This window comes from Rhodococcus sp. H-CA8f (assembly GCF_002501585.1).
In the GTDB taxonomy this organism is placed as follows: domain Bacteria; phylum Actinomycetota; class Actinomycetes; order Mycobacteriales; family Mycobacteriaceae; genus Rhodococcus_F; species Rhodococcus_F erythropolis.
The window spans coordinates 4,815,179-4,840,807 of record NZ_CP023720.1 but is presented as its reverse complement, the minus strand read 5'-3'; the positions used below and the strand labels follow the sequence as shown (position 1 = coordinate 4,840,807).

Sequence of the window (25,629 nt, the reverse complement as noted above, 5' to 3'; positions counted from 1 at the left end):
AGCACCACTTGTCCACGGCGAGCACCGCTTTCCGCGTAGAGCAAGGTGTGTTGAGTCGAGGGAAAGGGTGCTCGGTCGGGATTGGCTCCCCACACAAACACGAATGCCCTCACCATGACGGTGAGGGCATTCGCGTGTTTAGCGGTTACTTCTTGCGGCCGGGAGCCTTTGCGCCGGCCTTGAATCCGAGCCCACCTGCCTTGGGGGCGGGCGGCGCGGCAGCAGGAGCCGGAGCTTCCGCGGGTGCGGACGCTTCAGCAGGTGCTTCGGCGGCGGGTTCTGCCTTCACAGGTTCGGCGGCGGGTTCTGCCTTCACAGGTTCGGCGGCGGGTTCTGCCTTCACAGGTTCGGCCTCGGGAGCCGGTGCCGCAGCTGGCGCCGGGGCTGCAGCAGGAGCAGCCTTTCGAGCGCCGGGAGCCTTTGCGCCCGACTTGAATCCGAGTCCGCCGGCCTTGGCGACCGGTGGAGCCTTCGGGGCTTCCGCCTCGGCGGCCGGAGCCTCTGCGGGTGCAGCCGGAGCAGCGGCAGGTGCTTCAGCAGCAGGTGCAGCCTTCGCGCCAGGAGCCTTGGCCCCGCCCTTCATCTGCAGTCCCTTGCCGCCGGGAGCCTTGGCGCCGGACGCCAGGCCCAGACCCTTCGGCTTGGCGACGGGTGCAGCAGCTTCGGGTGCAGCAGCCTCAGCTGCCGGTGCTTCCGCTGCCGGTGCGGCAGCGGCCTTTGCTCCGGGTGCCTTGGCGGCGCCCTTCATCTGCAGTCCCTTGCCGCCGGGAGCCTTGGCTCCGCCCGCAAGACCGAGGCCCTTGGGCTTTGCCACAGGTGTGGCCGGTGCAGCAGCTTCGGCGGCGGGAGCTTCCGCGTTTGCGGCGGGAGCCGCCTTCTTGGCGCCGGGAGCCTTTGCCCCGCCGGCCATTCCGAGGCCCTTGCCTGGTGCCTTGGCGACGGGAGCTTTTGCGCCTGGTGCTTTGGCGAGGCCCTTCATGGCCAGACCCTTGCCTGCCGGTGCAGCCTTGGCTTCCGGAGTCGCGGCGGCTTCCTCGACTTCGGCGACCCGATCCTGCTCGACGGTCTCAGCCTTTGCCTCAGCAGCGACCGGGGCCTTCTCACGCGGGATCACCTTGATGTTCTCGCCGAGCTGGGCGGGATCGAGGCGGGTGACGGAGTTCAGCATCAACTGCGCGACGTCGACGACCTCGACGCCTTCGCCCTGGCCTTGCTCCTGGCGGGCAGTGACGCCGTCGGTGAGCATGACGCGGCAGAACGGGCAACCCGTGGCGATCTTCTTGGGGTTGGTGGAGAGCGCTTCGTCGACGCGGTCGACGTTGATGCGCTTACCGATGTTCTCTTCCATCCACATGCGAGCACCACCGGCACCACAGCACATGGAACGTTCGCCGTGACGCGGCATTTCGACCAGCTTGGAGCCTGAGGCTTCCATGAGTTCACGGGGAGCGTCGTAAACCTTGTTGTGGCGTCCGAGGAAGCACGGGTCGTGGTAGGTGACGTCTTCGCTCACGGACGCAACCGGGATCAGCTTCTTCTGGCGCACCAGACGGTTGAGCAGCTGAGTGTGGTGCACGACCTCGTAGTCGCCGCCCACCTCCGGGTACTCGTTGCCGAGGGCGTTGAAGCAGTGCGCACAGGTGACGACGATCTTGCGCTTCTTCTGCTCGATACCGTCGAAGACCGAGTTGAGCATCTCGATGTTCTGCATTGCGAGCTGCTGGAACAAGAACTCGTTGCCGGCACGACGTGCGGAGTCGCCGGTGCAGGTTTCGTCGGCGCCGAGGACCATGAACTTCACTCCCGCGGTGGCGAGGAGTTCGGCGACGGCCTTGGTGGTCTTCTTGGCACGGTCTTCGTAGGCGCCGGCGCAGCCGACCCAGAAGAGGTACTCGTAGTCCTCGAAGCTGTCGGCGTCCTTGCCGAAGACGGGGATCTCGAAGTCCATCTCGTTGATCCAGTTGAGACGGTCCTTGGAGTTCTGGCCCCAGGGGTTGCCCTTGTTCTCGAGGTTCTTGAACAGGCCGGCGAGCTCGGAGGGGAACTCCGATTCGATCAGGACCTGGTAGCGACGCATGTCGATGATGTGGTCGACGTGTTCGATGTCGACGGGGCACTGTTCGACGCAGGCGCCGCAGTTGGTGCAGCTCCACAAGGTTTCGGCGTCGATGACCGGGGCCATCTCACCTTCGACGGTTTCACCGACGAGCTTGCGGTCGGCCTCGAGGCGTGCGGCCTCGGGGATGGCTGCGAGTGCGGCTTCCTTGACGTTGCCTTCGCTGTCGACGAGTCCGATCTCGTCGCCGCCCATGTCCTTGCGTCCACCAGCGAGCAGGTACGGGGCCTTGGCGTAGCCGTGGTCACGCAGCGACATGATGAGCAGCTTGGGGGAGAGCGGCTTTCCGGTGTTCCAAGCAGGGCACTGGGACTGGCAACGCCCGCACTCGGTGCAGGTGGTGAAGTCGAGCCAGCCCTTCCAGGAGAAGTCTTCGATGTTTCCGGCGCCGAGAGTGTCGGTGTCGGGGTCGACGTTCTCCATCGTCAGGACTTTGCCCTTGGACATCATGGGCTTTGCCGCGCCGAGCGCGACGGTGCCGTCGTCTTCACGCTTGAAGTAGATGTTGAAGAACGCGGAGAAGCGGTGCCAGGCGACGCCCCAGGTGATGTTGCGGCCCACGATCGCGAGCCAGATCATGCCGGTCATCAGCTTGACGAACGCGAACACCGAGATCATGACGGGGCTGGCGGGAAGCAGTTTGGCGACCTGCATGGTGAAGAAGTCGGTCCACGGGTTGGCGTGACCGTAGGTCGCGATCTTGCCGGCCTTGACCATGATCATGCCCAGGCCCTCGAGCAGGACGATGCCCTCGATGACGTAGGCGGCCTTGAAGTTGGAGCCGCCGAACCGGGACAGGCGCGCAGGCAGGCGCGGGTGGTTGAGCTGACGGATCACAATCAGCGTGGTGATACCGATGACGGTGCCGAGGCCCAGGATCTCGTCCCACAGGTGCCACGCCCACGTGTTACCGAAGATGGGCCAGTGGAACTCGGGGTTGAACGTCTGGCCGTAAGCCTCGAACCAGAGCAGGAATCCGCCGAGGAAGCCGACCATGACGAGCCAGTGGGCCCAGCCGACGCTGCGGAACTTGTTCATGCGCGTGTGCGCGATGAACTCGATGATCATCTGCTTGAAGCGAGGGAAGAACGGGCGCCATCGATCGGGTGCCGACTGGCCGATGCGCACGGTGTTGAACATCCTCAGCGCGCCTGAGAGGAAGATGTACCAACACACCAAGCTCAGCAGAGCACCAATCGTGCCCAACGTAATCGTCAGGGCATTCATGTCGCGGCCTTTCGTTTCAGGGCGACGCGTCGGCCACCTCGGGACAGCCCACTGATACTAACCTGCGTTATGTTACCCGCCAGTAACTAGCATTACCAGCCTGTAGATACCGACTGGTAACCGCTCGTGGCCTGGAGAGATCAATCTTCTGCGTCGGACGGGCTTGGTCAAACGCAGACATGTCTGGTCGTCACGTTAGGCGGTGGCCGTCGGGCTCCTTTCTGTCAGGCAGCCCTAACTCGGTTTCCGGGCAGGTGAGGACAACCGACCGGCTGTTATCGTTACGCCCGTCACGCACAGGGGAAACGGGTGGTGTGAGTCATCGACTTGCGCCCGCTCGCTCCCGGGGAGGATCAAAAATGTTCATTCGTAAAGCTGCGGCCATCGCAGCGATGACCATTGCCGCTACGGGCATCGCTGCAGGTACTTCTTACGCAGCTCCGGAGACGTCACCCGACGTTTCGTACACCGCCGAGGTCGTCGACCAGGCTGTTGTCACCACCATCGATGCCGGGGCATTCCGGGTATCGGGTGACGGCACACACGTCGACTTGCAGAACAGCCAGGGCGCAACTCTCGTGAGCCTGCCGCTCGCGTTCAACCTCGGGGACGTTCAGTTCCCGTTCGACGAGACCGTCAGTGAGGACGGCAAGACCCTCACCCTCAAGCCGAATCTGGACCCGGCCAGCTCCAAGCCGAAGCCGGTCGCTGCCGAGTTCACCCCGGTTGCTTCGCCTGACGAGGATCAGAAGGCAATCGAGAAGTTCCAGTCACAGCTCGGGCTTGCCACGCAGATCGGTAGCCTCACCGGCACGATCGTCGGTGCAGTCATCGGTTGCATCGTGGGTCTGCCCGGCCTGGTCGTCGGCTGCCTGCCCGGCATGGTCACAGGGGCCGGTATCGGTGGAGTCGCCGGTACCATCCTCGCCGGCGGCGGAACTGCCGTCGTCGCGGGCTTGGACCTGATCAAGGTTCTGAACGCTCCGGCTGGAACAACTCTCTTCCAGTAGAACGTCACGAACGCCGAAACGGGCGCCACACCTTCAGAAGGTGTGGCGCCCGTTTTGCTGTCTCGAGTAATGCGTGTGATCAGTAGTCGCGAACCTTCAGGCCTGGGTTGGCGGCGAGGATGTCGTTGATCGGCGTCGCGTACTGGGTCGGGGCTTCTTGCCCGAACAGTGTCTCTGCCTGAGCGATCTCGCACAGGGGAGAGGTGGCGACGTTGGACGCACTCGTGATGCCCACTGCCAACGTTCCGGAGACGATCGGGCCACCGCTGTCACCCTGCAGGACGCAGATGTTGGTGGTGAAGCCGTTGTCGAGGGTGTGATCCAAAACCTTTGCGACGCGGTTGACGCCGGTGACGACGCCGCAGCTGAAGCCTGTGGTCGATCCTGCCTTGCAGACCGGGGCGCCCACGACAGGATCGGCGGTACCGGTGATGTTGACCGAGCGGTTGAACGGGACCCGCACGCTGTTGTTCTCGAAGCGGTACTTCGCGTTGTCGTCGATGTTGATGATCGAGTAGTCGCGCCCGTCGAAGCTGCTCTTGGCGAAGTACCCGACGCGGGGCCCGGTCTGGTTGTTCACCATTGGGAAGACCTGGCTGGAGTTCGAGGTGCCGGCAGCGGCACGGTTGGGATCGCAGTGACCGGCGCTGATGTTGACTGTGCGTCCTGAACCGTCGGTGCCGTTGAAGCCGAATGAACAACGCAGTCCAGTGTTACCGGAGGTTGCGCCGAAGGCGTCTCCGCCCAGTGCAGCGTCGCCGGTTGCGGATCCGGTTGCGGGGATGAGGTCCGCGACGATCGGGGGAACCAGTAGCGGAGCAGCGGTATGGACGACGGTCCGCTTCAGGAATTCAGGCAATTCGATGCCGGCGGCAGGATCGGCCGTGAGGGCGACTCCGTTGCCGACGACGTCGACGGCGATGCCACGCACGAGGTCTGCGACCTCGGCAGGCTGCGAATCGAGCCAGGTGTTGAGTGCCGAGAGTTGACCTTGCAGAGCCTGCTCGCTCTGCGCGACGTCCTTGACCTCGAAACCGGCCTTCTCGGCGGCCTCGCGGGCAGCATCCTTGTCGCGACCGTCAGCGAGAGCGACGATGCCCTTGCCGAGGTCGTCGAGCCACACTCCGGCAAAAGAGTCGGGAAACTGGACGCGCGCGATGGCGGCGAACTCCGCGAGCTTCTGCGCGAGTTCGGAACGCGAGACGAACTGGTCGGGCGTCAGCGCCAAGTCGTGCTGTAGGGCTTCGGCGAGTTCGACGGGCAGATGGGCTGCCTGATCGGATACCCCGGATTCATTCGGTTCTGCGTTCGCGACCGCGGTAATCGGTCCGAGGAGCAGCAGCGCGGCCGAACCGAACACTGCGGCGCGACGTGCGATGGAGCTTCGCATGTGGGCCTTTCCACTTCGTTGACCGCGTACCACCCCCCTGGGAGCACACGGATACGGCTCACGGACTTGTGGTGAGCCGATCACAGTCGACCATGACTATATGGGTTCGAACGCGCTATTCCCGCCCGTTACATGAGCAAACAGCGCTGACCCCGACCGACAACAGCACTGTGCCCGCCGATCAGAACAGATCGGCGGGCACAGTGCTGTGAATCAGGCGTTGGTCAACCCGCAGTGCGAACGCGGATTCCGGAACCGATACCGCCACCGGATGCACGATCTGCAGCGTCGAGGATGTCTCCGACCGGGATACCCAGATTCGAGGTTCCACCGGAGGTCGCGAGTACCAGGTTCGCTTCGTTGCAACTGGGTGCGCCGCTGCTGTTGGAACCGCTGGTGATGCCCAGCGCCAGGGTTCCGGAGACGATGGCGCCGCCACTGTCCCCGGCGAGGGTGCACGCGGTACCAGCGAACCCGCGGACGGTTCGTGAATCGCCGTCAGCCATGACCAGTTGTGTTTCGACGCGATCGGCTGCCACGACGCCACAGGTGAAGGACGACGTCTGACCCGACTTGCAGATGGGAGCGCCGATCACGGGACGTGCTGTTCCGGTGATCGCGAGGGTGGTCCCGTTGGCACCGCGGACGGCAGCGCGGTCGAGGCCCGCGTCGATGCCCGACTGGTCGAACTTGATGACCGAGTAATCGAGATCACCGGCGTTGTTGCCGACGGAAGACTGTGAGAAGGCGCCGATCAACTGACTGTCGTCGACGTTCGCGTGATTCGGCAGGTAGACCGGCGACTTCGAGCCCTCGGCCGGATTGCAGTGTCCGGCACTGATATTGAGTGCATTGTTCTGATCGTCGACGGCGTTGAACCCGAACGAGCAGACCGAGATGTTCTCGGTCGGCGTCTCGCGAATGGGTCCCGTCGACGTGATGTAGGTGTCGCCGCCGAGCGCTCCGGGATCAACCGATCCGCCACCGTCCGGGCTGAGAACGATCTTGGTGTTCTCGAGCAGGGTCGGAAGATTGAGTGCCTGCCCGACGGGGCTGTTCGCAACGTCGATGACGACCTGATTGTTCAAGACGTCGATAGTCGCCGAATTGACTGCGCGTGATATTTCCTTGGGCAGCCCGGCGATCCATCCGTTGACGTCGGCCAGCGTCTTCTCGAGGGTGTCGGCGGAGACGGGGGCGACGTGGGTGCGGTATCCGTCGTCGGCCGCGATTCGAGCAGCTTCGGTGGTGGTGACGGCTACGACGGGTTGACCGTCGAGTCCCATCCACGATCCGGCGTAGTCGCCGGGGCGCTCGGACTTGAATTCCTGGGCGTACGCGCCGAGTTCCTGAGCTTTGGCAGCGCGGTCGAGATACTCCTGTGGGGAGATCTTCAGATCGCGTGTGATCGCCTCGACCAGCTCAGCCGGAAGCTGGTCGGCTTCGAGCTGTTCGACATGCGTGTCGGAGGCGGGCTCTGCCGATGCCGTCGTGGTGAATGGAGCTGCGAGCAGTAGTGCCGAGGCGCCGACCACAGCGGTGCGGATCGCCAACGAGTTACGCATGAAATCCCTTCAAGTCCCCGGCACCGAGCCGGTAGGTACCGCACCCACCATAGGGGAAAAGTTTCGACGAGGAATATGCGCCTCCTCTCTGGCTGTTCAATCTTTCTGTCTAACTTGGCATTCCGGGTCTCGGGGCCAATGGCATGACGGGCATGTCGGGATTCGGCACCACCGGATCGGTTGTGTCGGTCGGGTTGGAGGGCTGCGTCGGCGTTGTCTGTGTATCAGTGGGGTCGGTCACGGCGGGAGTGTCCGGGGTAGCCGGATCGACCGGATTCAGCGGTCCGACGACCGGCGGCAGGTTCTCGATCCGAAGGGGGTCGAGCTGGATGGTGATCGGCGTTCCCTGTTGCGCGGGGACGTTCGCCGTAGTGGATTTCTCGGTACCGGTGCCCGGACTCGCCGGGATGGGCTGGGATTCGGATGAGGTCGATTCCGCGTCGGATGACCACGACTGCGCCGTCGGCTGCGCGCCGAGAGCGGGTACTTCCGACGGGAGCGAGGTCGCTGAGTGCGAAACCGTGCCGGGCTGACTCGCCGCAGTGGCGGGCGTGGTGCCGGTGGGCAGGGGAGATTGTGCGTCGAGAATCCCGGGCGCTGAAATGGTCGGAGTGTGTCCGATGATGACCGCGGCCGCGCACCCCGACACCGTCAGAAAGACTGCGGCGGCGGCTGCGGCGATGATCGGTCGGCGCTCCGACCGCCACTGACGATTCAGCCAACCGTCGACGCTCGGTGCTTTCGTGCCCGGTACTTCCACGCCGGATTCCGGCTCCGGTTCGATCAGGACGAACGGCGGAAACTCCTCGAGGGTGTCCTCTGGCTCGGCAAGATCGGTTGGCTCGGGTTCGGAACAGGTAGAGGTGATCGAGTAAGGCGCGGCCAACGCTGCGGCTCCGCGGGCTGCACTGTCGTCGGCATCCGGATCCGCGAGCCAGGCCGCGGAGGCTTTCTCTTCCGGAATCAGTTCGACGCCGTCGAGATCCATGCTGTCGAGTGCGCCGCGCAGTGCGTCGACGGAATCGCTCGACCAACCTGCCGGGATCACCGCAGAGATGTTCAGGTTCTGATCAGTGAGTGTTCGGACCTCCTTGACCAGGCAATACATTGCTGTCGCTACGAGTTCCTCTCCTCGCGTCATGTGCTCCGAGAAGTTGTCGGTGTCGTCAGTTCCGACCCTGTCGAGGAACCCGCGCAAGCCGGTTGACCCCAACGCGGTTTCACCTAGCTGCACGGTGCCGTCAGGAGCGTGGTGCAGCACCGATTCGCGTTCGAGGATCACTGGTTCCGAGTCGGGTTTCGCGATCGCAGCAATGCTTCGTTTATTGCCGACGGCGAGTTCGACTCCCCACTTCATAGCGATCCCCGTTTCACAGTTACCGAACTTTGCTCGGCATGCATGTCCTGATTCCTGTGAAAACTATCACTTAAACGGATATACGCAACCCTCCGGACAATATGCAGCTAACTATTTGTTCGGCGGTGTCATGCTGCGAAGGATGGTGAGCAGTTCCGAACGAGACTGCGCCCCGACGCGCCGCTTGATGCGTGCGACATGGTGCTCGACGGTTTTAGCGGAGATGTAGAGGCGTTCGCCGATTTCCCGATAGGTCAGGCCGACGACGACGAGTTCGGCAACTTCTTGTTCGCGCTCGGTCAGTACCGACGGTGGTGCCGCGCTGTCGGTCGAATCGGTTGCATTCGTCTCGGCCGTCGACGTTGTGCGTAGCGAGCGCGCAACGTGGAGCAATGCTGTGGCCGATTTGGTGTCCGGTGTGCGCAATGCTGCTTCGCCCGCCAAGCGGGCCGCGTCCCAGGGCAGCCCGATGCGGTTGAGTGTTCGCGCTGCAGCTTCCACGTCGTCTGCGTCGACGCTGCCCTGCATGAGTAGGAGCCATTGGCGTCCGGCGGTCGCCAAACCGGCTGCGTAAGTGTGGGTTTTGGCTGATTCCGCGAGTGTATGGGCGTGTGGAAGGAGATCGGCCGGTGACTGCGAGAGGATCGACGCCTGGACACCGTACCAATGCAGCGGCGAAGACCACAGTGGAGGCTCGCCGAGTGCTCGGAGGAGCGTGCGTGCGTCGTCGACCAGATGCTCGACCTGCTCGGCCTCGTCGAGTCGTACTGCCGCAAGCCACAGTTCGCCGATGGGAAGCAAATTGAAGAGATCCACGCTGCAGGACGAGAGGGTGCCGGCTGCGCCCGACCAGGCTCGCCGCAGCTGGGCGAGATCGCCGGAGCGTCGAGCGAGACCCACGATCATGGCATGCAGAAACAGTGCGTCACGCTCACGGAGGGGGCCGCGGACTACCTCCTCCGGTAGATCTTCGACAGCAGTGTCGTGCCCACGGGTCATCGCGATCCACGCGTCGAGAAGGTGAAGTCGCGCCCACGTGTGACTGCTTGCGTCGTCGGCGGCGATCGCGGCCGCGACGACAGCGGCGGCCCGTTCATGGGCGCCGTTGTGCAGGAGTGCAAGAGCTACCAGCGCCGGGGCGGAATCAGGCTGGAATTCAGATGTGCCGGAGCCGCCGGGGAGCGAAAGTGCGCGCGACATCGTGTTGAGCGCACTCGGTGCACTCCCCGTGACCGATTGCATCAGTCCATTGGCCAGTGTGGCAGCGCCGACCGTGGAGCTCGACGGTGATCCAGTATGCCCGGCGAGCGCCGCGTTCGCGTCATCGACGTTGCCGATGCCGAGGAAGGTGATTGCGGCGAAGGGGGATTCGGTTTCGGTGCGCCCTGGCCCGAGCCAGGTGTAGAGATCTGCGGCGGCGCGGAGTTGGCCGCATGCTGCGGACGAAGCTGCGCGGATTCGCACCGCCGCAGCCAGTCTCGCGTTGTCGAGATCGGGTTCGGCGATGACGGAATCGGCCAGGCGGCAGGCAGTGTCGAGGTCACCACTCCGAGCCGAAACCTGGGCGTACAGCAGCGTGTCCGCCACGCCGAGAGGCTCGATCGAATTCACACGACGAAAAAGATCTGCCGCGACCGTCGGCGTGCTCGCGTCGACTGCGTCTCGTAGTACAGCCGTGAGATCGCGGTGGCGGATGCCGGAGTCGAAAAGTCTTCGTGCTGTATCGATATCGAGGGTTCTCGCGTTCGCTCGTGATTCGACGATTCTGATCAGCTCGCTGCGGATACGTCCTGTGCTGGTCGACTCTGCCACAACGCTCGCGACGAGAGGTGATCGCGAACCGAACAGTCCGGTGGCCAGTGCTCGGTCGAATGCCGCTGTGAGACTGAACTTCTCCTGCCCCAGATCGAGCTCGAAAGCGTCGATGTCCGGGACGGCGAATGAAACCTCGAGGATCTCACGCTCGATCGGATGCAGAGCGGTGACCTGATGGAGGATGTGTGTGCGTACGGCTGTCGCCATTTCCGGGCGGCCCGCCGAGGCGGCGGCGAAATACGCTTCGATGGCCCCGAAGGAACCACCGGCCAGATGCTCGAGCGTCAGCACGGCACGATCGTCGAGCGGAACTCTTCGCTCCGCGGCGATCTTCCGAATATCTGACCGGTTCAACGGGTTCAGATGTAGGACGGTACCGAAACTCGAGATGTTCGAGTAGATCGGTGCGAGTGGAGGATCGATCCGATCGGAGGCGATGACAACTCCGAGGTCGTCACGTTGAACCAGCTCGTTCAGAGCACGGATTTCGTCGGAGGTCAGAGCCTGCGCGTCCGCGATCACCACAATCGCATCGGCCGGGGCGTCATGCGTGACGACGGTGACCACGGGTCTGTCACCAGATTCGATCCTCTTGCGCACCGCCCTCGTCACTTGGGGCCGAGCGCTGGCATCGGTCCCGGTGACGAACAGGCGCAGTGGCGATGCAGTCAGGTCGATGCCGCGCAAAAGTCCTGCAATGTAAGATGATTCGGTGCCGCTGTCACGGTTCATCGAAAGCCCGCCGGTCAGCGGATCGGCGCGGTGACGCCGCCGACGACACCACCGACCACGTTTCCGACACCACCGACGACGTTACCGAGACCTCCGACCACGCCGCCGACACCGTCCCCGACGCCGTCGACCAAACCGCCGACACCGTTGCCGATGCCGGTCGCAGCATCACCGATACCGGTTCCGACGCCTGCTCCGGGCGCGGGCGCCGGTGCCGGGGCGGGAGCCGGTGCGGGCGCCGGGGCGCCGGGTGCGGCAGGTGCAGGCGCCGACTGGGCGGTCTCACCTGGTGCGGGAGCAGATCCAGCTGGTGCGCCGGCAACCGGAACTGCCCCTGGTGCCGTCGTCGAACCGCCTGCGGCAGCAGGAGAGCCGGGCTGATTGTTCTGAGTAACGTTGTTCGCAGTCGTGGATCCGTTGCCTGCTGCTTCGGCTGCCGTGGTGCTGCCGGGGGTAGAGCCCGGCGTGGTCGAAGCGGTGGACGAGGTGGACTCACTGGTGGTGTCCGCCGAACTGGACGGAACGTTGATCTTGTCCATGGCCGTTCCGATTCCGAGTCCGCCTGCGGCGAGCACGATGAACGCTCCTACCACCGCAGCAACGACGCCCACCCTCGACGAGCGTCGAGTCGCCGTGTTCTCTTCCTCTGTCGGCTCGGCAAGCAACGGAGTCGAGAAGGCAGGAACCGGTGCGGGCTTGCGCGACGGCTCGGCGGGAATCACTGCAGTGGCGGCGGCCGGCACTTGCGAGTCTCGGGCGTCGAGGGCGAGTGCCGCGGCGCCGGACGCCGCGCACGACGCGGGATCGGCGTCGGCGATCACCGGAACACGAAGCTCCGCGGACAGTAGTTCGGCGACAAGGGGAATGGACGAGCTTCCGCCGGCCAGAACAACCTGATTGACATCACTGGACTCGACGCCGGCAGATCGCAGGCTTTCACGCACCAAGGCCACCGATTCGGTGAGGGCGGGCCTGATCAGATCCTCGAGCTCGGAACGAACCAGTCGAATGTCGCTGACGGCGCCGGGAAGCGTCACGCGAGCAACGGTTTCCGTCTCGGTGGAAAGTTCCTCCTTGGCTGCGCGGGCTTGCTCGCGCAGAGTTTCCAGCGCTGCAATCGTCTCGGGAGCAAAGGGATCAAGGGTTGCGAAGTGGTCGGAAACCGCATCGAGCAGGTGCACGGTGACGAGGTGATCGAATTCGTCGCCGCCGATGTCCTCGCTGCGCAGTGGCTTTCCGAAGATCTCGCTTCGTCCGCCGGTCGTGGACATCATCGTGACGTCGAGCGAGCGAGCGCCGAGGTCGTAGACGACGGTCAGACCGTCGTTGGCAGCGTTTCCGGAAGCGGCGAGCCACGCCATGACGGCCGCGGGTTCGGCGACGAGAGTAGCCCCGTGAACCCCGGCGTCGTCCAGCGCGGACTCCATGGTTCGTGCTGTGTGACGATTCCACCCCACCGGGTGAGCCAGGACAACAGCTGGACCTTCTTCGCCGCCAGCCTGGCCGACGAGCGCGCCTACCGCTGTCGCTGCGAGAGCCTCGCCGCGGTACTCGGTACCGTCGGCGGCAAGTATCGGGATCGGGTCTCCGACGCGCTCGACAAATCCGGTGATGACGGATCCGTCGTCCAATTGCAGCGCACTGGGTAAGCGGACCTGTTGCGTTTCACCGGTCGAGCCGTCGGTGACAGCTACGAGAGTGGCCGAACCGATGCTGATGCCGAGCCCTGCCGCCATGAACGAACTCCCCTGGTCGTGGGCGACAGAAGGACTGTCGCGGTTGTCTGCGATGTCGGTTTCAGGACCTGGATCGTTACCGGATCGGAGGCGTCGCGGCGAAGTAGGGGACCGATCCCCTAATCGGAGCAAATCCCCTATTCCGAGCGGGCGTACCCCGTAGGGGGCTTCCCCGTCTGTCCACGCAGAAGAGGGGGGTGCTCCCCGTTGGCCCCAGTCGCAAAAGTTCTTAGCGTTGATTCCACTCGCTACCTCTGGCAGCGCACCAGTTTCCGGATCACCGGCAACAACCCACCGGCAACAACCCGGTCAACGAACTTCAGGAGAACCCGCCATGGCAACGAACGCCGTACTCGAATTCATCCTCGGGCTACTTCGTGACGACGAGGCAGCTGCCAACTACTGCGCCAACCCGACCGCGGCACTCAATGCTGCCGGTCTGTGCGACGTCAGCCCCGCCGACATCGTCGCCGTCGCTCCGCTGGTTGCCGAGTCCGGACTGTTTGCCGGTGGCGGCGCCGACCTGTCCGCGATCGTCAACGCCGGCGCGTCCGCTGCGGGTGCCATCGGCGGCGGTCTCGGAATCGGTGGTGGTCTCACCGGTGGACTGGGTGGCGGCCTCGGCGGCAGCCTGGGTCTCGGTGCCGGTGCAGGCCTCGGAGTCGGAGGCGCCCTCGGCGGCCAGTTCGACCTGGTCGGCGACTTCGCAGCAGCCCTCAGCGCTGCGCTTGCCATCGGCGGCGAGATCAGTGCCGACCTCGGCGCAGCCTTCGGCGCCGTCATCGAAGCCGGCCTGGGCCTCGGCGGTGCACTCGATCTCGAAGGAGCTCTCGATCTGGGCGCACAGCTCAGCGCGGCTCTGGGCGGCGCCCTCGGAGTGACCGGCGGTCTGACCGCGGAACTGGGCGCAGCCCTGGACGCCGCCATCGGTGCGGTCGGCGGACTCGACCTGACGGCGGGGCTCAGCGGAGCCCTCGCACCCGTCTTTGCCATCGGTGGCGACCTCGGAGCCGACCTCGGACTGGCTCTCGGTGGACTCCTCGGCGGCGCAGCAGACCTCAGCGGTCTCCTCGACATCGGCGGCGAACTGGGCGCGAGCCTGACCGGCGCACTGGAATCCGCCCTTGCACTGGGCGGCGGCCTCGATCTGGCCGGCGCTCTGACGGGCGACCTCAGCACGGCGTTGTCCGGCGCGCTCTCCGGTGTCCTGGGAGCCGGCGGCACGATCGGCGCCGATCTGGGTGCATCACTCGGCGGCGTCCTCGGAGCGATCACGGATATCAGCGTTCTCACCGATATCGCGGGCGGCCTCGATCTCGGTGCTGCACTGAGCGGCGCACTCGGCGGAGCTCTCGGAGTCGGCGGCGGCTTGGAAACTGCACTCGGCGGCGCACTCGACGCAGCACTGGGCCTCGGCGGAGGACTCGACCTCGACGCCGTACTCGGCGGGGGTGCAGACCTGGGCGCGCAGCTCAGCGCGGCACTCTCCGGGGCCCTCGGTGCCGGCGGAACGGTCGGAGCCGACCTGGGCGGCGCACTCGGTGGACTGCTCGGGGGAGCACTCGACCTCGAAGGCGGTCTCGGCGCAGACCTCGCAGCGGCTCTGGGCGGCGGTGCGAATCTGTCGACGGCCCTCGAAGGTGTCCTCGGTTCGGCACTCGGCATCGATGCCGGGCTGGCGGGCGGTCTCGGCGGCGCACTCGACGCAGCGCTGGGCGCAGGCGGACTTACCGGAATCGACCTCGGTGGTGCACTCGGGCTGGGCGGCGAAGCAGGCTTGGCAGCCGGTGTGGCTGCGGCTCTCGACACCGCTCTCGCAGGTGCAGGCGGCTTGGGTGCTGTCGGTTCCGTGGGCACGGACCTCACCGGCGCGCTGGACGGTGCGCTGGGAGCCGGCCTCGGGCTGGGGGGCTCTCTCGACAGCGTTCTCGGTGCCGAAGGCGCACTCGGTGGAGCGCTGGACACGGCACTGAACCTCGGCGGAATCGACACCGGTTCGATCGGCGCCGACCTGCCCTCCGTCGACCTCGGCGCAGTGAACCTTGGCCCGATCTCCGCTGAACTGCCTTCCGTCGACCTCGGAAGCATCGCGGCAGACGGCCTGAACCTCGGCGGTGTGACCGGCGACCTCGGAGCAACGGTGGGCGGTGCTCTGGACGCAACAGCAGGTCTCGACGCAACAGCAGGTCTCGACGCCGCCACGAACGCTGCGGCTGGTTTGGGTGGGTCGCTCGGCGGAGCACTGAACGGCGTCACCGATCTCGGTGGATCGCTCGGCGGGGCTGTCGGAGCAGTCACCGACGTGACAGGTTCGATCGGTGCCGACGCAGCCGCGGCTGCCGGTGGCACCGTCGACGGTAGCGTTGGCGGCGGCGGAGTCGCTGACCTGGGTGGATCCCTCGGTGGAGCAGTCAGCGGCGTGTCCGACCTGACAAGTTCCATGACCGGTGCGCTGAACCCGTGGTCGTCGATCGATGCGACCGACGCTTTCGGTGCGGGCTCCGATTCGGGACTGAGCGCCGATACCGGACACTCGCTCTTCGCCGAGGATTCGGTTGCAGCACCGGTCGATCACATCGACCCGGTTGCGGTTGTCGATCACCTGCATCCCTGATCTGCTGACGCAGGAACTGAAATCGGTCAAAATGACCTGATGTAACAAATCCGGCCCTGCGTGCGCTATGCGTTCGCAGGGCCGGATATTCGAGTCGGGAAGAATTGCGGGTCAACGTAGCTCATGAGTGATTCAGCGAGTCAGGTAAGCAGTCGGAAGGCGCGCGTCGCGCCGTCGACGGCGTCGTTGCTCGAACGAACAGCCGTCGTGGCGAAGGATTTCGGGCGCACGGATCTGGTGCGCCGACTCGAGAATGCTCAGGTCAGAGTCAATGATCCACGTATTCGTATCGTGGTGGTCGGTCCCCTCAAACAGGGCAAGAGCCAGTTCGTCAATTCTCTGCTCGGCATCGACGTGTGTTCGGTCGGTGACGACGAGACCACTGCCGTGGCGACGGTCGTGCAGTACGCGGAGACCGCGGTCGCCGAATTGATTCTCGCCGATCCGGGTGCGGCGCCCATCCGGGTGCCCCTCCCGCTCGAAGAACTGATGGGGATCACCCCGGCCACGCCTCGCGCCGAAGGGCGTGAAGTTCTGCGTGTGGAAGTGGGTGTTCCCAGTCCGCTATTGGCCGACGGTTTGGTTCTGATCGACACCCCCGGTGTCGGTGGTCATGGAAATCCGCATGCTGCAGGAACATTGGGATTGATCACGGCGGCCGATGCCGTGTTGGTTCTGTCGGACTCCAGTCAGGAGTTCACCGAACCCGAGCTGGGATTCATCCGCCAGGTCGTCAATCTGTGTCCTGCGGTGGCCGGTCTGATCAGCAAGACCGATCTGTACCCGCACTGGCGACAGATCCTCGACGCCGATCGCGGACATCTCCAGCGCGCCGGGTTGGACCTGCCGCTCATTCCGATCTCCTCGGTACTGCGGTCGCACGCACTGAGGCTGGGGGACAAGGAACTCGAGGCGGAATCCGGATTTCTGGACCTCTATCAGTTCCTGCGGGACAACGTGGTTGCGCGTGCCGAGTCGAACACGCGACGCGCAGTTGCGATGGACGTGCGTTCCTCGGCAGCACATCTGACGTTGGAGATGGGCAGTGAGCTTGCGGCGCTGAAGGATCCGTCCACCGCTCAAGCGGCGGTCGCCGGCCTGCAGCGTGCCCGGGCAGCGGCCGAGGAACTGCACAAGAAGACCTCGCTCTGGCAACAGAGCCTCGGCGACGGCATTGCAGACCTTGCCGCCGACATCGATCACGACCTCCGGGACCGGTTGCGCCGGGTCACCCGCCAGGCCGAGGAGACGGTCGACGAAGGCGATCCAGGTAAGGACTGGGACGTAGTGGGGGAGTGGCTCGAACAGGAGATCGCCACCGCTATCGGTGACAACTTCGTGTGGGCTCACGATCGAGCTCAATGGTTGGCAGAAGTTGTGGCGCAGCACTTCGCGGAGACCGGCGACGTCGCGCTCCCGCATCTCGACGTCGCCGACACCGACGGTTTCCTGGAACCGGTTGGCGCGTTGTCGGACCTCGAATCCGGCCGTATCGGCATCACTCAGAAGGTCCTGGTCGGCATGCGCGGCTCGTACGGCGGCGTCTTGATGTTCGGCTTGATCACCACGATGATGGGCATGGCACTGGTCAACCCGATCTCCATCGGAGCCGGGGTTCTGCTGGGCACCAAGGCTTATCGCGAAGACAAACAAGCACAGGTGCTCAAGCGTCGGGCCGAGGCGAAAGCGGCTATCCGACGGTTTGCCGACGACGTCAGCTTCCAGGTGGGCAAGGAGTCGAAGGACCGCCTCCGCCTGGTGCAGCGGCTTCTGCGGGATCATTTCACCGACATCGCCGAGCAGGCGCTGCGCTCGATCAACGAATCCCTCCGCGCCACGCAGGAAGCTGCGCAGTTGGAGTCGAGCGAACACGCCGCTCGTATCAAGCGTCTGGAGACCGACATGCGCGTCGTCGCAGAGCTTGACGCCGTTGCCGGAACGCTGATCGGCGAAACTCCCGCTCCTGCTTCGGCAAAGGTGACCAACGCATGAGTGCCACGACCGCCGTGACCGCTGTGGAGTCGGCACATGCTCTGATCGACCAGGCCAGACGGGTCTACGCGGACCAGCCGCAGACGCGAGCCCAGTTGGACGAATGCGCTGCCCGACTCGGCGAGCCACTCCGAGTGGCGCTCGCCGGCTCCCTCAAGGCGGGGAAGTCGACGCTGCTCAATTCGCTTGTCGGACAGGACATAGCGCCTACCGACGCGACGGAGTGCACGCGCGTCGTCACCTGGTATCGGAACGGGACAACGCCCCAGGTGACTGCGACGGCCGAGAACGGTGCCGAGTTCAACGTGCCGGTGACGCGCCGCGACGGCAGGCTCACGTTCGATCTGGGGGAGTACACCGCAGACTCGGTGGACCGCATCGACGTCGACTGGCCGTCTTCGGCATTGGCTCGTACAACGATCATCGACACCCCAGGTACGTCTTCGCTCTCGACCGAGGTTTCGGCCCGAACCTGGGACATGCTGGTTCCCGATGGTGGTGCGGCCGGCGCGGACGCGGTGGTCTACCTGCTGCGCGCCCTGAACGCCAGTGACATGCAGTTCCTCGGGAAGATCGCTGATCATGTCGGCGGAGAATCCGGCCCGCTCGGAGTGATCGGTGTTCTCTCGCGTGCCGACGAGGTCGGCGCAGGCAGGCTCGACGCGTTGTCTTCGGCGAAGGACGTCGCGGCACGATTTGCCGAGGAATTGGAGCGAACCGGCCTGTGCCAGTCGGTGGTTCCCGTGGCAGGTCTGCTGGCACTCGCCGCACGGACGATGCGGCAGAGCGAGTTCGCTGCCTTCTCGGCGCTCGCGCAGGTTTCATCCGAGGATCTGAGCCTGGCACTGCTCTCCGCGGATCGTTTTGCCAGGCAGGACAGTCCGCTCCCGGTCGACGCGGCGATGCGGGCGCAATTGGCCGATCGGTTCGGGCTCTTCGGAATTCGCCTCGCCGTGACGTCGATCAAGCTGGGGGCCACTGATTCACCGTCTCTGGCCGCGGAATTGCTGGAGCGAAGCGGACTGGACGAACTTCGTCAGGTGATCGACGTTCAGTTCGGGCAGCGCGCGGATCAACTGAAATCGCACACCGCGCTGGTGACGTTGGGCCGAATCCTCGAAGCCGATCCGAGTGAGGAAGGCGATCTGATCGCGGCGGAGGCACAACGGTTGCTCGCCGACGTTCACGGTTTCCACGAACTTCGCCTGCTCGGGCGACTTCGTTCGGTACACACAGATCTGCCACCCGACGACCTGGCACAACTACAAAGGCTGATCGGTGGCTACGGAATCCGGGCCAGTGACCGGTTGGGCTGCGAACCGGAAGAATCGCCGGAGGTGCAGCGTGCGCGGGCTACCGCGGCTGTCCGGCGATGGCGCGAGTTGTCCAGGCATCCGCTCTTCGACAGGTTCACCTCCCGCGCCTGCCTGGTTGCTGCCCGCAGCGCCGAGGGCGTCTTGGCTGAAATTGTGCCCGAATAGGGACCCGTTCACTGTGCGAGCGCTTGGAGAGGGTTCTATCTTGAGTTCGGGATGACCCGGACATAACTCCCAGGTTCGGGTCCCACCTCGATGGGAGCACGCGCATGGCGAGTGACATCAAGTCCGCTTCACCGGATCGAGCCACCCTCGTCCTGGGGACGCTCATCCTGGTCGCTGCGGTCGCGAATCTCAATCTCTCGGTCGCGAATGTCGCGCTGCCGGACATCGGGCGGGCCTTCGACGCCAGCCAGACACAACTGAACCTGATCGCGGTCGGGTACTCGTTGGGCCTGGCCGGAACGGTGCTCTACCTTGGGGCGTTGGGAGACCGATACGGCCGCAAGATGCTGCTGGTCACCGGCATGGCGCTGTCTATTCCGGCGTCGATCGTGGCTGGATTCGCCGGGAACTTCGAAGTGCTGTTCCTTGCTCGGATAGTCGGAGGCGTCTCGGCAGGTCTTGCATTCCCGACCACGCTGGCGATCATCACGGCGCTGTGGGCCGGACCGGCACGGACCAAGGCGATTGCCATGTGGTCCGCAATCGGTGGCGCGATTTCAGCACTCGGTCCGATCGTCTCGGGGGCGCTGCTCGAGCAGTTTCACTGGGGTTCGGTCTTCTTCGTCACCCTTCCGTTGGCTCTCGTGGCACTGATCTGTTCGCTGGTGTTGGTGCCCGCGCACGTCAACGAGACGACCGAGCGAGTTGATCACCTCGGCGGCATAGTGTCGATCGTCTTCATCGGGGCGCTGGTGCTGTCCATCAACTTTGCGCCGGTGAAGGGTTCGGGCACGTTGGCTCTGGTGCTCGGGGCGATAGCGGTCGTCGCGGGTATCGGGTTCTTCCTGCAACAGCGACGCGCGGTCAATCCGCTGTTCGATCTTCACGTAGCTGCGCGCCCGACCTTCTGGGTCGCGGCGGTGGGCGGGTTGGTCGTGTTCGGTTCGCTCATGGGCGCGATGTTCATCGGCCAGCAGTTCCTGCAGAACGTCCTCGGCTACTCGACGCTGGCAGCCGGTGCGGCCATCATTCCGGCTGCGCTGGCGATGGTGATCGTTGCGCCGCGCTCGGCGACCATGATCGAAAGGTACGGCGCCCGCGTCACGCTGCTCTCCGGCTACCTGTTCGTGGTTCTCGGGTTGTTTGTCGCGCTTTTCCTGTGGAACGAAAGCACACAGTATTGGCAGGTCGCGCTGGCCTATGCGCTTGTCGGGATCGGGGTCGGCCTGGCAGGCACACCGGCATCGCGTTCGCTGACCGGATCCGTTCCCGTGCACCGCGCTGGTATGGCGTCGGGAACCTCGGACCTGCAACGCGACCTGGGCGGCGCCATCATGCAGTCGATTCTCGGCGGAATACTCACGGCCGGGTACGCAAAATCGTTGGGGAATGCGATCTCGTCCTCGCCGAACGCATCCGAGGTGACTCCCGAAACTCAGGCCGCGCTCACCAAATCTTTCTCCAGCGCCGAAGTTCTCGCGGAACGCTACCCGCAATACGCGGACCAAATCATGACCGCCGCCAAAAACGCCTTCCTGGACGGGGATACAAACGCCTACATCGCGGCGATCATCATCGTGTGTGCCGGTGCCGCGGTGGTGACGTTCTTCTATCCGCGCCGCGAGCGCGAACGTGTCCTGCTGGCGCAGTACGCGGCAGAATCCGATCTCGCCGCGGAGAAGAGTTGAGCGCGCTCTGGTACTGATGAAGGATGCCACAGCTACTTCACATCGATTCGTCTGCCGAACTCCACAACTCGACCTCTCGTGATCTCACCGCCCTGTTCGCTCAGCAGTGGTCGAACAACAGTCCGGATCACACGACGGTGACGGTGGACCTGCACCGGGATCCCTTGCCGCACCTCGCGGACGCGGCTCTGCACTATGCACCACGTTTGCGGGTCGAGGGAGAGATTCCGGATCCCGCCGCGGAAGCACTACAGGCTCGGGTCATCGAGCAACTTACCGCTGCAGACGTAGTCGTGATCGGCGCGCCGATGTACAACTGGTCGATCCCGTCCACGTTGAAGGCGTGGATAGATTACGTGCACGTCCTGGGGACTACGGTGCCTTTCGACACGCGCACTCAGCCGCTCGCAGGTAAGCCCGTGGTGATCGTGTCCAGCCGTGGGAACACCTATGCGCCGGGTTCGGGGAACGAGGCCAACGATCACACCGTCCCGCCACTCGTTCAGGTGCTCGGGGTGTCGATGGGAATGGATGTCTCCGTAATCACCGCGGAACTGACTTTGGCGCAGCGTATTCCGGCGATGGCACCGCTGATCGAGCAGGGTGACGCGAGCCTGCGTGCTGCCCGGGAGTCGTTGACCGAGCTGGCCCGTACCTTGGGGGCCTGATCAGGAAGTTCGACCAGGTTCAGGTGAGAAGCGAGATCATCGACGCCACGTCTGACGGTTCTACGTCGTAACCCGGGAAGTAGCAGCACACTTCGTCGGCATGCTCGCCGAACCGCTGCCGAATCTCGGCAGCACACTCTTCGGGGGTGCCGACGACGGCGAGTGTGGTCAGCATCGGATCGGTGATCAGTGATGCCATGTCGGCGTAACCACCTCGCTTCGACAAGGGCTCTGACGCCTCGGGCGGCCGCGGCAAGTTGATCGTCGCCGCGGCCGACGCCGACGATGACCTGCGGGATGATCGTGAATTCGTCTCGGGTGCGGCCGGATTCACGGAGGCCGGCATCGACGGCCGGAAGTGTTCGTTCGAGGAAATGGCGTTGCGTGTGGAACGGCATGACCAGTAGTCCGTCGGCCACCTCCGCCGCCGTCCGGGTCATCACCGGTCCGAGCGCACCCATCAGGATGGGCGGCGGTCCATAGGGATTGGGGCCTGGATCGAACGTCGGGGGCATCAGAGTGTGGGTGAAGAACTCGCCGCGGAAGTTCAGCGTCGAGGTGTTCTCCCACGCCGTGAAGATCGCCTTGACCGCTGCGACCGTCTCCTTCATGCGGGCCGCTGGACGCGACCACGTTGCGCTGTAGCGTTTTTCGATGTGCGGTTTGATCTGCGATCCGAGACCGAGGCGAAAGTGGCCGCGACTGAGCAACTGTAGGTCGTTGGCCGAATGCGCCAGATGCATGGGACTGCGGGGGAATGCGATGGCGACGTTGGTCATCAGGTCGAGGTCGACGGCCGATGCCGCTTCGACGAGCGGGAAGAACACGTCGTGTGGTCCCTCGAAGGTGAACAGGCCACCGGCGCCGGTCTCCGCGAGTTCGCGGCTGCGAGCAGCGCCCGCGCCTGGCGCGGAGTCGAGTTGTACGTGAACCTTCATCGGCGTACTCGCAGCCAGGTGCTGACACCGGGAGCAAACGGAGCGATCGCCGCCACTGCAACAAGGACGCAGTAGAGAATCGGACCCCATCTCAGAACTCCGGCGCCGATATCCGCGGCGCCGTCGACCAGAGACATGAAGCCGAGCCCGGCCGCGATGCTGAGGGCTCCGACGATCGCCGTCATCACCCGCCCGGCGTTCTTGCGGGCACGGAGGAGTTGAAGGCTCATGAGTGCGAGCAGGATCAGGACGAGAGCGCCGCCGCCACTGCCGGCCAGGACGACCGTGACGGCATCGGAGATGTCGGTGGACGAGTATCCGGGATTGTCGCGCGCAGTCGATTCTTCGAGGGCTGACCGGACGTCGTCGAGGCTGGTGACTACCACTCCGGCGATACCGGCCAGGACGACGAACGAGCCGATCCAGGCAGAGGTGGACAAGGTCACGGCCTTGGGCATCTCGTCGTTCGCTGCAGGTCGGAGCGGCCGAACCGAGACGTCGGGTCGCTCGGGTGCGGGGCGCGCCGGCGCCGGTCGAGCAGGTCGAACGGGAGAATTGTCGGGATCGGTCACCGGCCGATCGTAGCCATTCGGAGAGATTCGGAAGTGATGTGGCGCACTTTTTCGGCTTTTCGGGGAAGGCGGGAACAAATCTACGTGGGCTGTAGTTGACCATTTCGACAAGCTTGAGCGCCCTCGGCTCAACTTCGAGTTGACTCCCGGCCACGGTCGGAGGCAAACTTGAGCGGAGGACGCTCACCAAGCGAAAAACTCGCGGTCATGTTCGAGATCAACCACTCGGGCAGAGAACCGCAGAACGAAAGGTAGGAACACTATGGCTCGTGCAGTCGGTATCGATCTCGGTACGACCAACTCGGTAGTTGCAGTGCTGGAGGGCGGCGAGCCCGTAGTGGTCGCCAACGCCGAAGGCTCACGTACCACCCCCTCGGTGGTCGCATTTGCCAAGAACGGCGAGGTTCTCGTCGGTCAGCCCGCGAAGAACCAGGCAGTCACGAACGTCGACCGCACCCTCCGCTCCGTCAAGCGCCACATCGGCACTGACTGGAACGTGGAAATCGACGGCAAGAAGTACACGCCGCAGGAAATCAGCGCCCGCACGCTCATGAAGCTCAAGCGTGACGCGGAGGCTTACCTCGGCGAAGACATCACCGACGCCGTCATCACCGTCCCCGCATACTTCGAGGACGCACAGCGTCAGGCAACCAAGGAAGCCGGCCAGATCGCCGGCCTCAACGTCCTTCGTATCGTCAACGAGCCCACCGCGGCTGCACTGGCATACGGACTGGACAAGGGTGACACCGAGCAGACCATTCTGGTCTTCGACCTCGGTGGCGGCACCTTCGACGTCTCCCTGCTCGAAATCGGCGACGGCGTCGTCGAGGTTCGCGCAACCTCCGGTGACAACCACCTCGGTGGCGACGACTGGGACGAGCGCGTCGTCGCTTGGCTGGTCGACAAGTTCAAGGCTCAGAACGGCATCGATCTGACCAAGGACAAGATGGCCCTGCAGCGTCTGCGTGAGGCTGCGGAGAAGGCGAAGATCGAGCTCTCCAGCTCGCAGAGCACCTCCATCAACCTCCCGTACATCACGGTCGACGCGGACAAGAACCCGCTCTTCCTGGACGAGCAGCTCTCCCGCAGCGAGTTCCAGAAGATCACCTCGGACCTGCTCGATCGCACCCGTGCGCCGTTCCAGGCAGTGATCAAGGACAGCGGAATCGCTGTCAAGGACATCGACCATGTCGTGCTCGTCGGTGGCTCCACCCGTATGCCGGCAGTCTCCGATCTGGTTCGTGAACTGACCGGTGGCCGTGAGCCCAACAAGGGTGTCAACCCGGACGAGGTCGTCGCAGTCGGCGCCGCACTCCAGGCCGGCGTGCTCAAGGGCGAGGTCAAGGACGTTCTGCTTCTCGACGTCACGCCGCTTTCCCTCGGTATCGAAACCAAGGGTGGCGTGATGACCAAGCTCATCGAGCGCAACACCACCATCCCCACGAAGCGTTCCGAGACCTTCACCACCGCTGACGACAATCAGCCTTCGGTGCAGATCCAGGTCTTCCAGGGTGAGCGCGAAATCGCTTCGCACAACAAGCTGCTCGGCTCCTTCGAGCTCACCGATCTGCCGCCCGCCCCGCGTGGCGTTCCGCAGATCGAGGTCACCTTCGACATCGACGCCAACGGCATCGTGCACGTGACGGCGAAGGACAAGGGCACCGGCAAGGAAAACACGATCAAGATCCAGGACGGCTCCGGTCTGTCCAAGGAAGAGATCGAGCGCATGGTCAAGGACGCCGAGGCTCACGCCGAGGAAGACAAGGCACGTCGCGAAGAGGCAGAGGTCCGCAACCAGGCCGAGTCGCTGGTCCACCAGACGGAGAAGTTCGTCAAGGAGCAGCGTGAAGGTGAGAACGCGGGCAAGGTCTCCGAGGAGATCCTGACCAAGGTCGAGGCAGCGGTCAAGGACGTCAACGACGCCCTGGCAGGCACCGACATCGCTGCAGTGAAGTCCGCAGTGGAGAAGCTGGGCACCGAGTCGCAGGCTCTGGGCCAGGCCATCTACGAGGCTTCCGCTGCAAACGAGGCCGGAAACACCGACGGCGCAGGCAATGACGACGACGTCGTCGACGCCGAGGTTGTCGACGAGCCCACCGACTCGGACAAGAAGTGACCTCGGACAACTCCGAGAACAACCCGGTCGACCCCGAGACCGGTGCACAGGGAGAGGCGGCGGGGGAATCCCTGCCGCCGCTCGACTCGGAAGACACAGGGGTAGTTCAGGAAGCAGAGTCGATCGTGGAGGAAGCATCCGCCACCGATCAGCTCGCCGAACGAACTGCGGATCTGCAGCGACTTCAGGCGGAGTTCACCAACTACCGTCGTCGCGTCGAGCGTGACAAGCAGGTCATCAAGGAAACCGCGCGCGCTTCGGTCATCACCGAACTCATCGGAATCCTCGACGACCTGGATCGCGCTCGGGCACACGGTGACCTCGAATCAGGTCCACTGCGTGCACTCGCGGACAAGCTCAACACGACCCTGACGGGTCTGGGTTTGACCGACTTCGGTAACGAGGGCGACGATTTCGATCCCGCACTCCACGAAGCGGTGCAGCATGAAGGCGAAGGCCACGACCCCGTACTCGGGACGGTCATGCGCAAGGGTTACAAGCTCGGCGACCGGGTCCTTCGGACCGCAATGGTGGCCGTGACGGACCGGGTAGGCGACAAGCCTGCAGACGGTTCAGAACAAGAAGCGAAGTAAGAGTGAGAGGAGGAGACGC

General features: G+C 64.5%; 15 protein-coding genes and 1 pseudogene. 8 read left to right on the top strand and 8 right to left on the bottom strand.

Annotation, left to right across the window (positions count from 1 at the left end; all coding sequences use genetic code 11):
• Positions 1-145 precede the first annotated feature (145 nt).
• Positions 146-3,343, bottom strand: coding sequence for a (Fe-S)-binding protein (locus tag CPI83_RS22495; protein WP_097387732.1), 3,198 nt, complete (start codon positions 3,341-3,343; stop codon positions 146-148).
• Between the two features lie 359 nt (positions 3,344-3,702).
• On the opposite strand from CPI83_RS22495, the gene CPI83_RS22490 reads away from it, so the two are divergent.
• Positions 3,703-4,353 (top strand): hypothetical protein, encoded by a 651-nt coding sequence (locus CPI83_RS22490; RefSeq protein ID WP_097387731.1) that lies wholly within the window; start codon positions 3,703-3,705, stop codon positions 4,351-4,353.
• A gap of 79 nt (positions 4,354-4,432) precedes the next feature.
• On the opposite strand, the gene CPI83_RS22485 is transcribed toward CPI83_RS22490, so the two are convergent.
• From CPI83_RS22485 to CPI83_RS22465, 5 genes are all read right to left on the bottom strand, one after another.
• A complete protein-coding gene (locus CPI83_RS22485) occupies positions 4,433-5,743 on the bottom strand; it encodes a S1 family peptidase (RefSeq protein WP_054187117.1) in 1,311 nt (436 codons plus the stop codon).
• A gap of 224 nt (positions 5,744-5,967) precedes the next feature.
• Positions 5,968-7,308, bottom strand: coding sequence for a S1 family peptidase (locus CPI83_RS22480; protein ID WP_020906592.1), 1,341 nt, complete (start codon positions 7,306-7,308; stop codon positions 5,968-5,970).
• Positions 7,309-7,417: 109 nt separating this feature from the next.
• Entirely contained in the window at positions 7,418-8,665 is a 1,248-nt protein-coding gene (locus tag CPI83_RS22475) for a hypothetical protein (RefSeq protein WP_097387730.1), read from the bottom strand.
• A gap of 111 nt (positions 8,666-8,776) precedes the next feature.
• The gene (locus CPI83_RS22470) at positions 8,777-11,212 is read right to left on the bottom strand and encodes a LuxR C-terminal-related transcriptional regulator (RefSeq protein WP_097387729.1); all 2,436 of its coding nucleotides are present in this window, start codon (positions 11,210-11,212) and stop codon (positions 8,777-8,779) included.
• Positions 11,213-11,226: 14 nt separating this feature from the next.
• Positions 11,227-12,948, bottom strand: a complete 1,722-nt coding sequence (locus CPI83_RS22465; protein WP_097387728.1) for an Hsp70 family protein — start codon at positions 12,946-12,948, stop codon at positions 11,227-11,229.
• A 334-nt stretch (positions 12,949-13,282) separates the two neighbouring features.
• On the opposite strand from CPI83_RS22465, the gene CPI83_RS22460 reads away from it, so the two are divergent.
• From CPI83_RS22460 to CPI83_RS22440, 5 genes are all read left to right on the top strand, one after another.
• Positions 13,283-15,562, top strand: a complete 2,280-nt coding sequence (locus tag CPI83_RS22460) for an IniB N-terminal domain-containing protein (RefSeq protein WP_097387727.1) — start codon at positions 13,283-13,285, stop codon at positions 15,560-15,562.
• Positions 15,563-15,685: 123 nt separating this feature from the next.
• A complete protein-coding gene (locus tag CPI83_RS22455; RefSeq protein ID WP_097387726.1) occupies positions 15,686-17,554 on the top strand; it encodes a dynamin family protein in 1,869 nt (622 codons plus the stop codon).
• Entirely contained in the window at positions 17,551-19,035 is a 1,485-nt protein-coding gene (locus CPI83_RS22450; protein WP_097387725.1) for a dynamin family protein, read from the top strand. Before CPI83_RS22455 ends, CPI83_RS22450 begins: the two co-directional genes overlap by 4 nt.
• Positions 19,036-19,139: 104 nt before the next feature.
• Positions 19,140-20,723, top strand: a complete 1,584-nt coding sequence (locus tag CPI83_RS22445; RefSeq protein WP_019749380.1) for an MFS transporter — start codon at positions 19,140-19,142, stop codon at positions 20,721-20,723.
• Between the two features lie 23 nt (positions 20,724-20,746).
• On the top strand, positions 20,747-21,391 hold the full coding sequence (locus tag CPI83_RS22440; RefSeq protein WP_019749381.1) for an NAD(P)H-dependent oxidoreductase: 645 nt from the start codon (positions 20,747-20,749) through the stop codon (positions 21,389-21,391).
• A gap of 215 nt (positions 21,392-21,606) precedes the next feature.
• Here CPI83_RS22440 and CPI83_RS22435 read toward each other — a convergent pair.
• Both CPI83_RS22435 and CPI83_RS22430 read right to left on the bottom strand, forming a co-directional pair.
• A pseudogene (locus tag CPI83_RS22435) lies at positions 21,607-22,329 on the bottom strand (TIGR03617 family F420-dependent LLM class oxidoreductase); the annotation flags it as partial.
• Positions 22,326-22,901, bottom strand: coding sequence for a hypothetical protein (locus tag CPI83_RS22430; protein WP_019749383.1), 576 nt, complete (start codon positions 22,899-22,901; stop codon positions 22,326-22,328). The pseudogene CPI83_RS22435 and the gene CPI83_RS22430, both read right to left, overlap by 4 nt.
• Before the next feature lie 262 nt (positions 22,902-23,163).
• On the opposite strand from CPI83_RS22430, the gene dnaK reads away from it, so the two are divergent.
• A complete protein-coding gene (gene dnaK, locus CPI83_RS22425) occupies positions 23,164-25,017 on the top strand; it encodes a molecular chaperone DnaK (protein ID WP_097387724.1) in 1,854 nt (617 codons plus the stop codon).
• The gene (grpE, locus tag CPI83_RS22420; protein WP_019749385.1) at positions 25,014-25,610 is read left to right on the top strand and encodes a nucleotide exchange factor GrpE; all 597 of its coding nucleotides are present in this window, start codon (positions 25,014-25,016) and stop codon (positions 25,608-25,610) included. The genes dnaK and grpE overlap by 4 nt, the downstream gene beginning before the upstream one ends.
• Positions 25,611-25,629 lie beyond the last annotated feature (19 nt).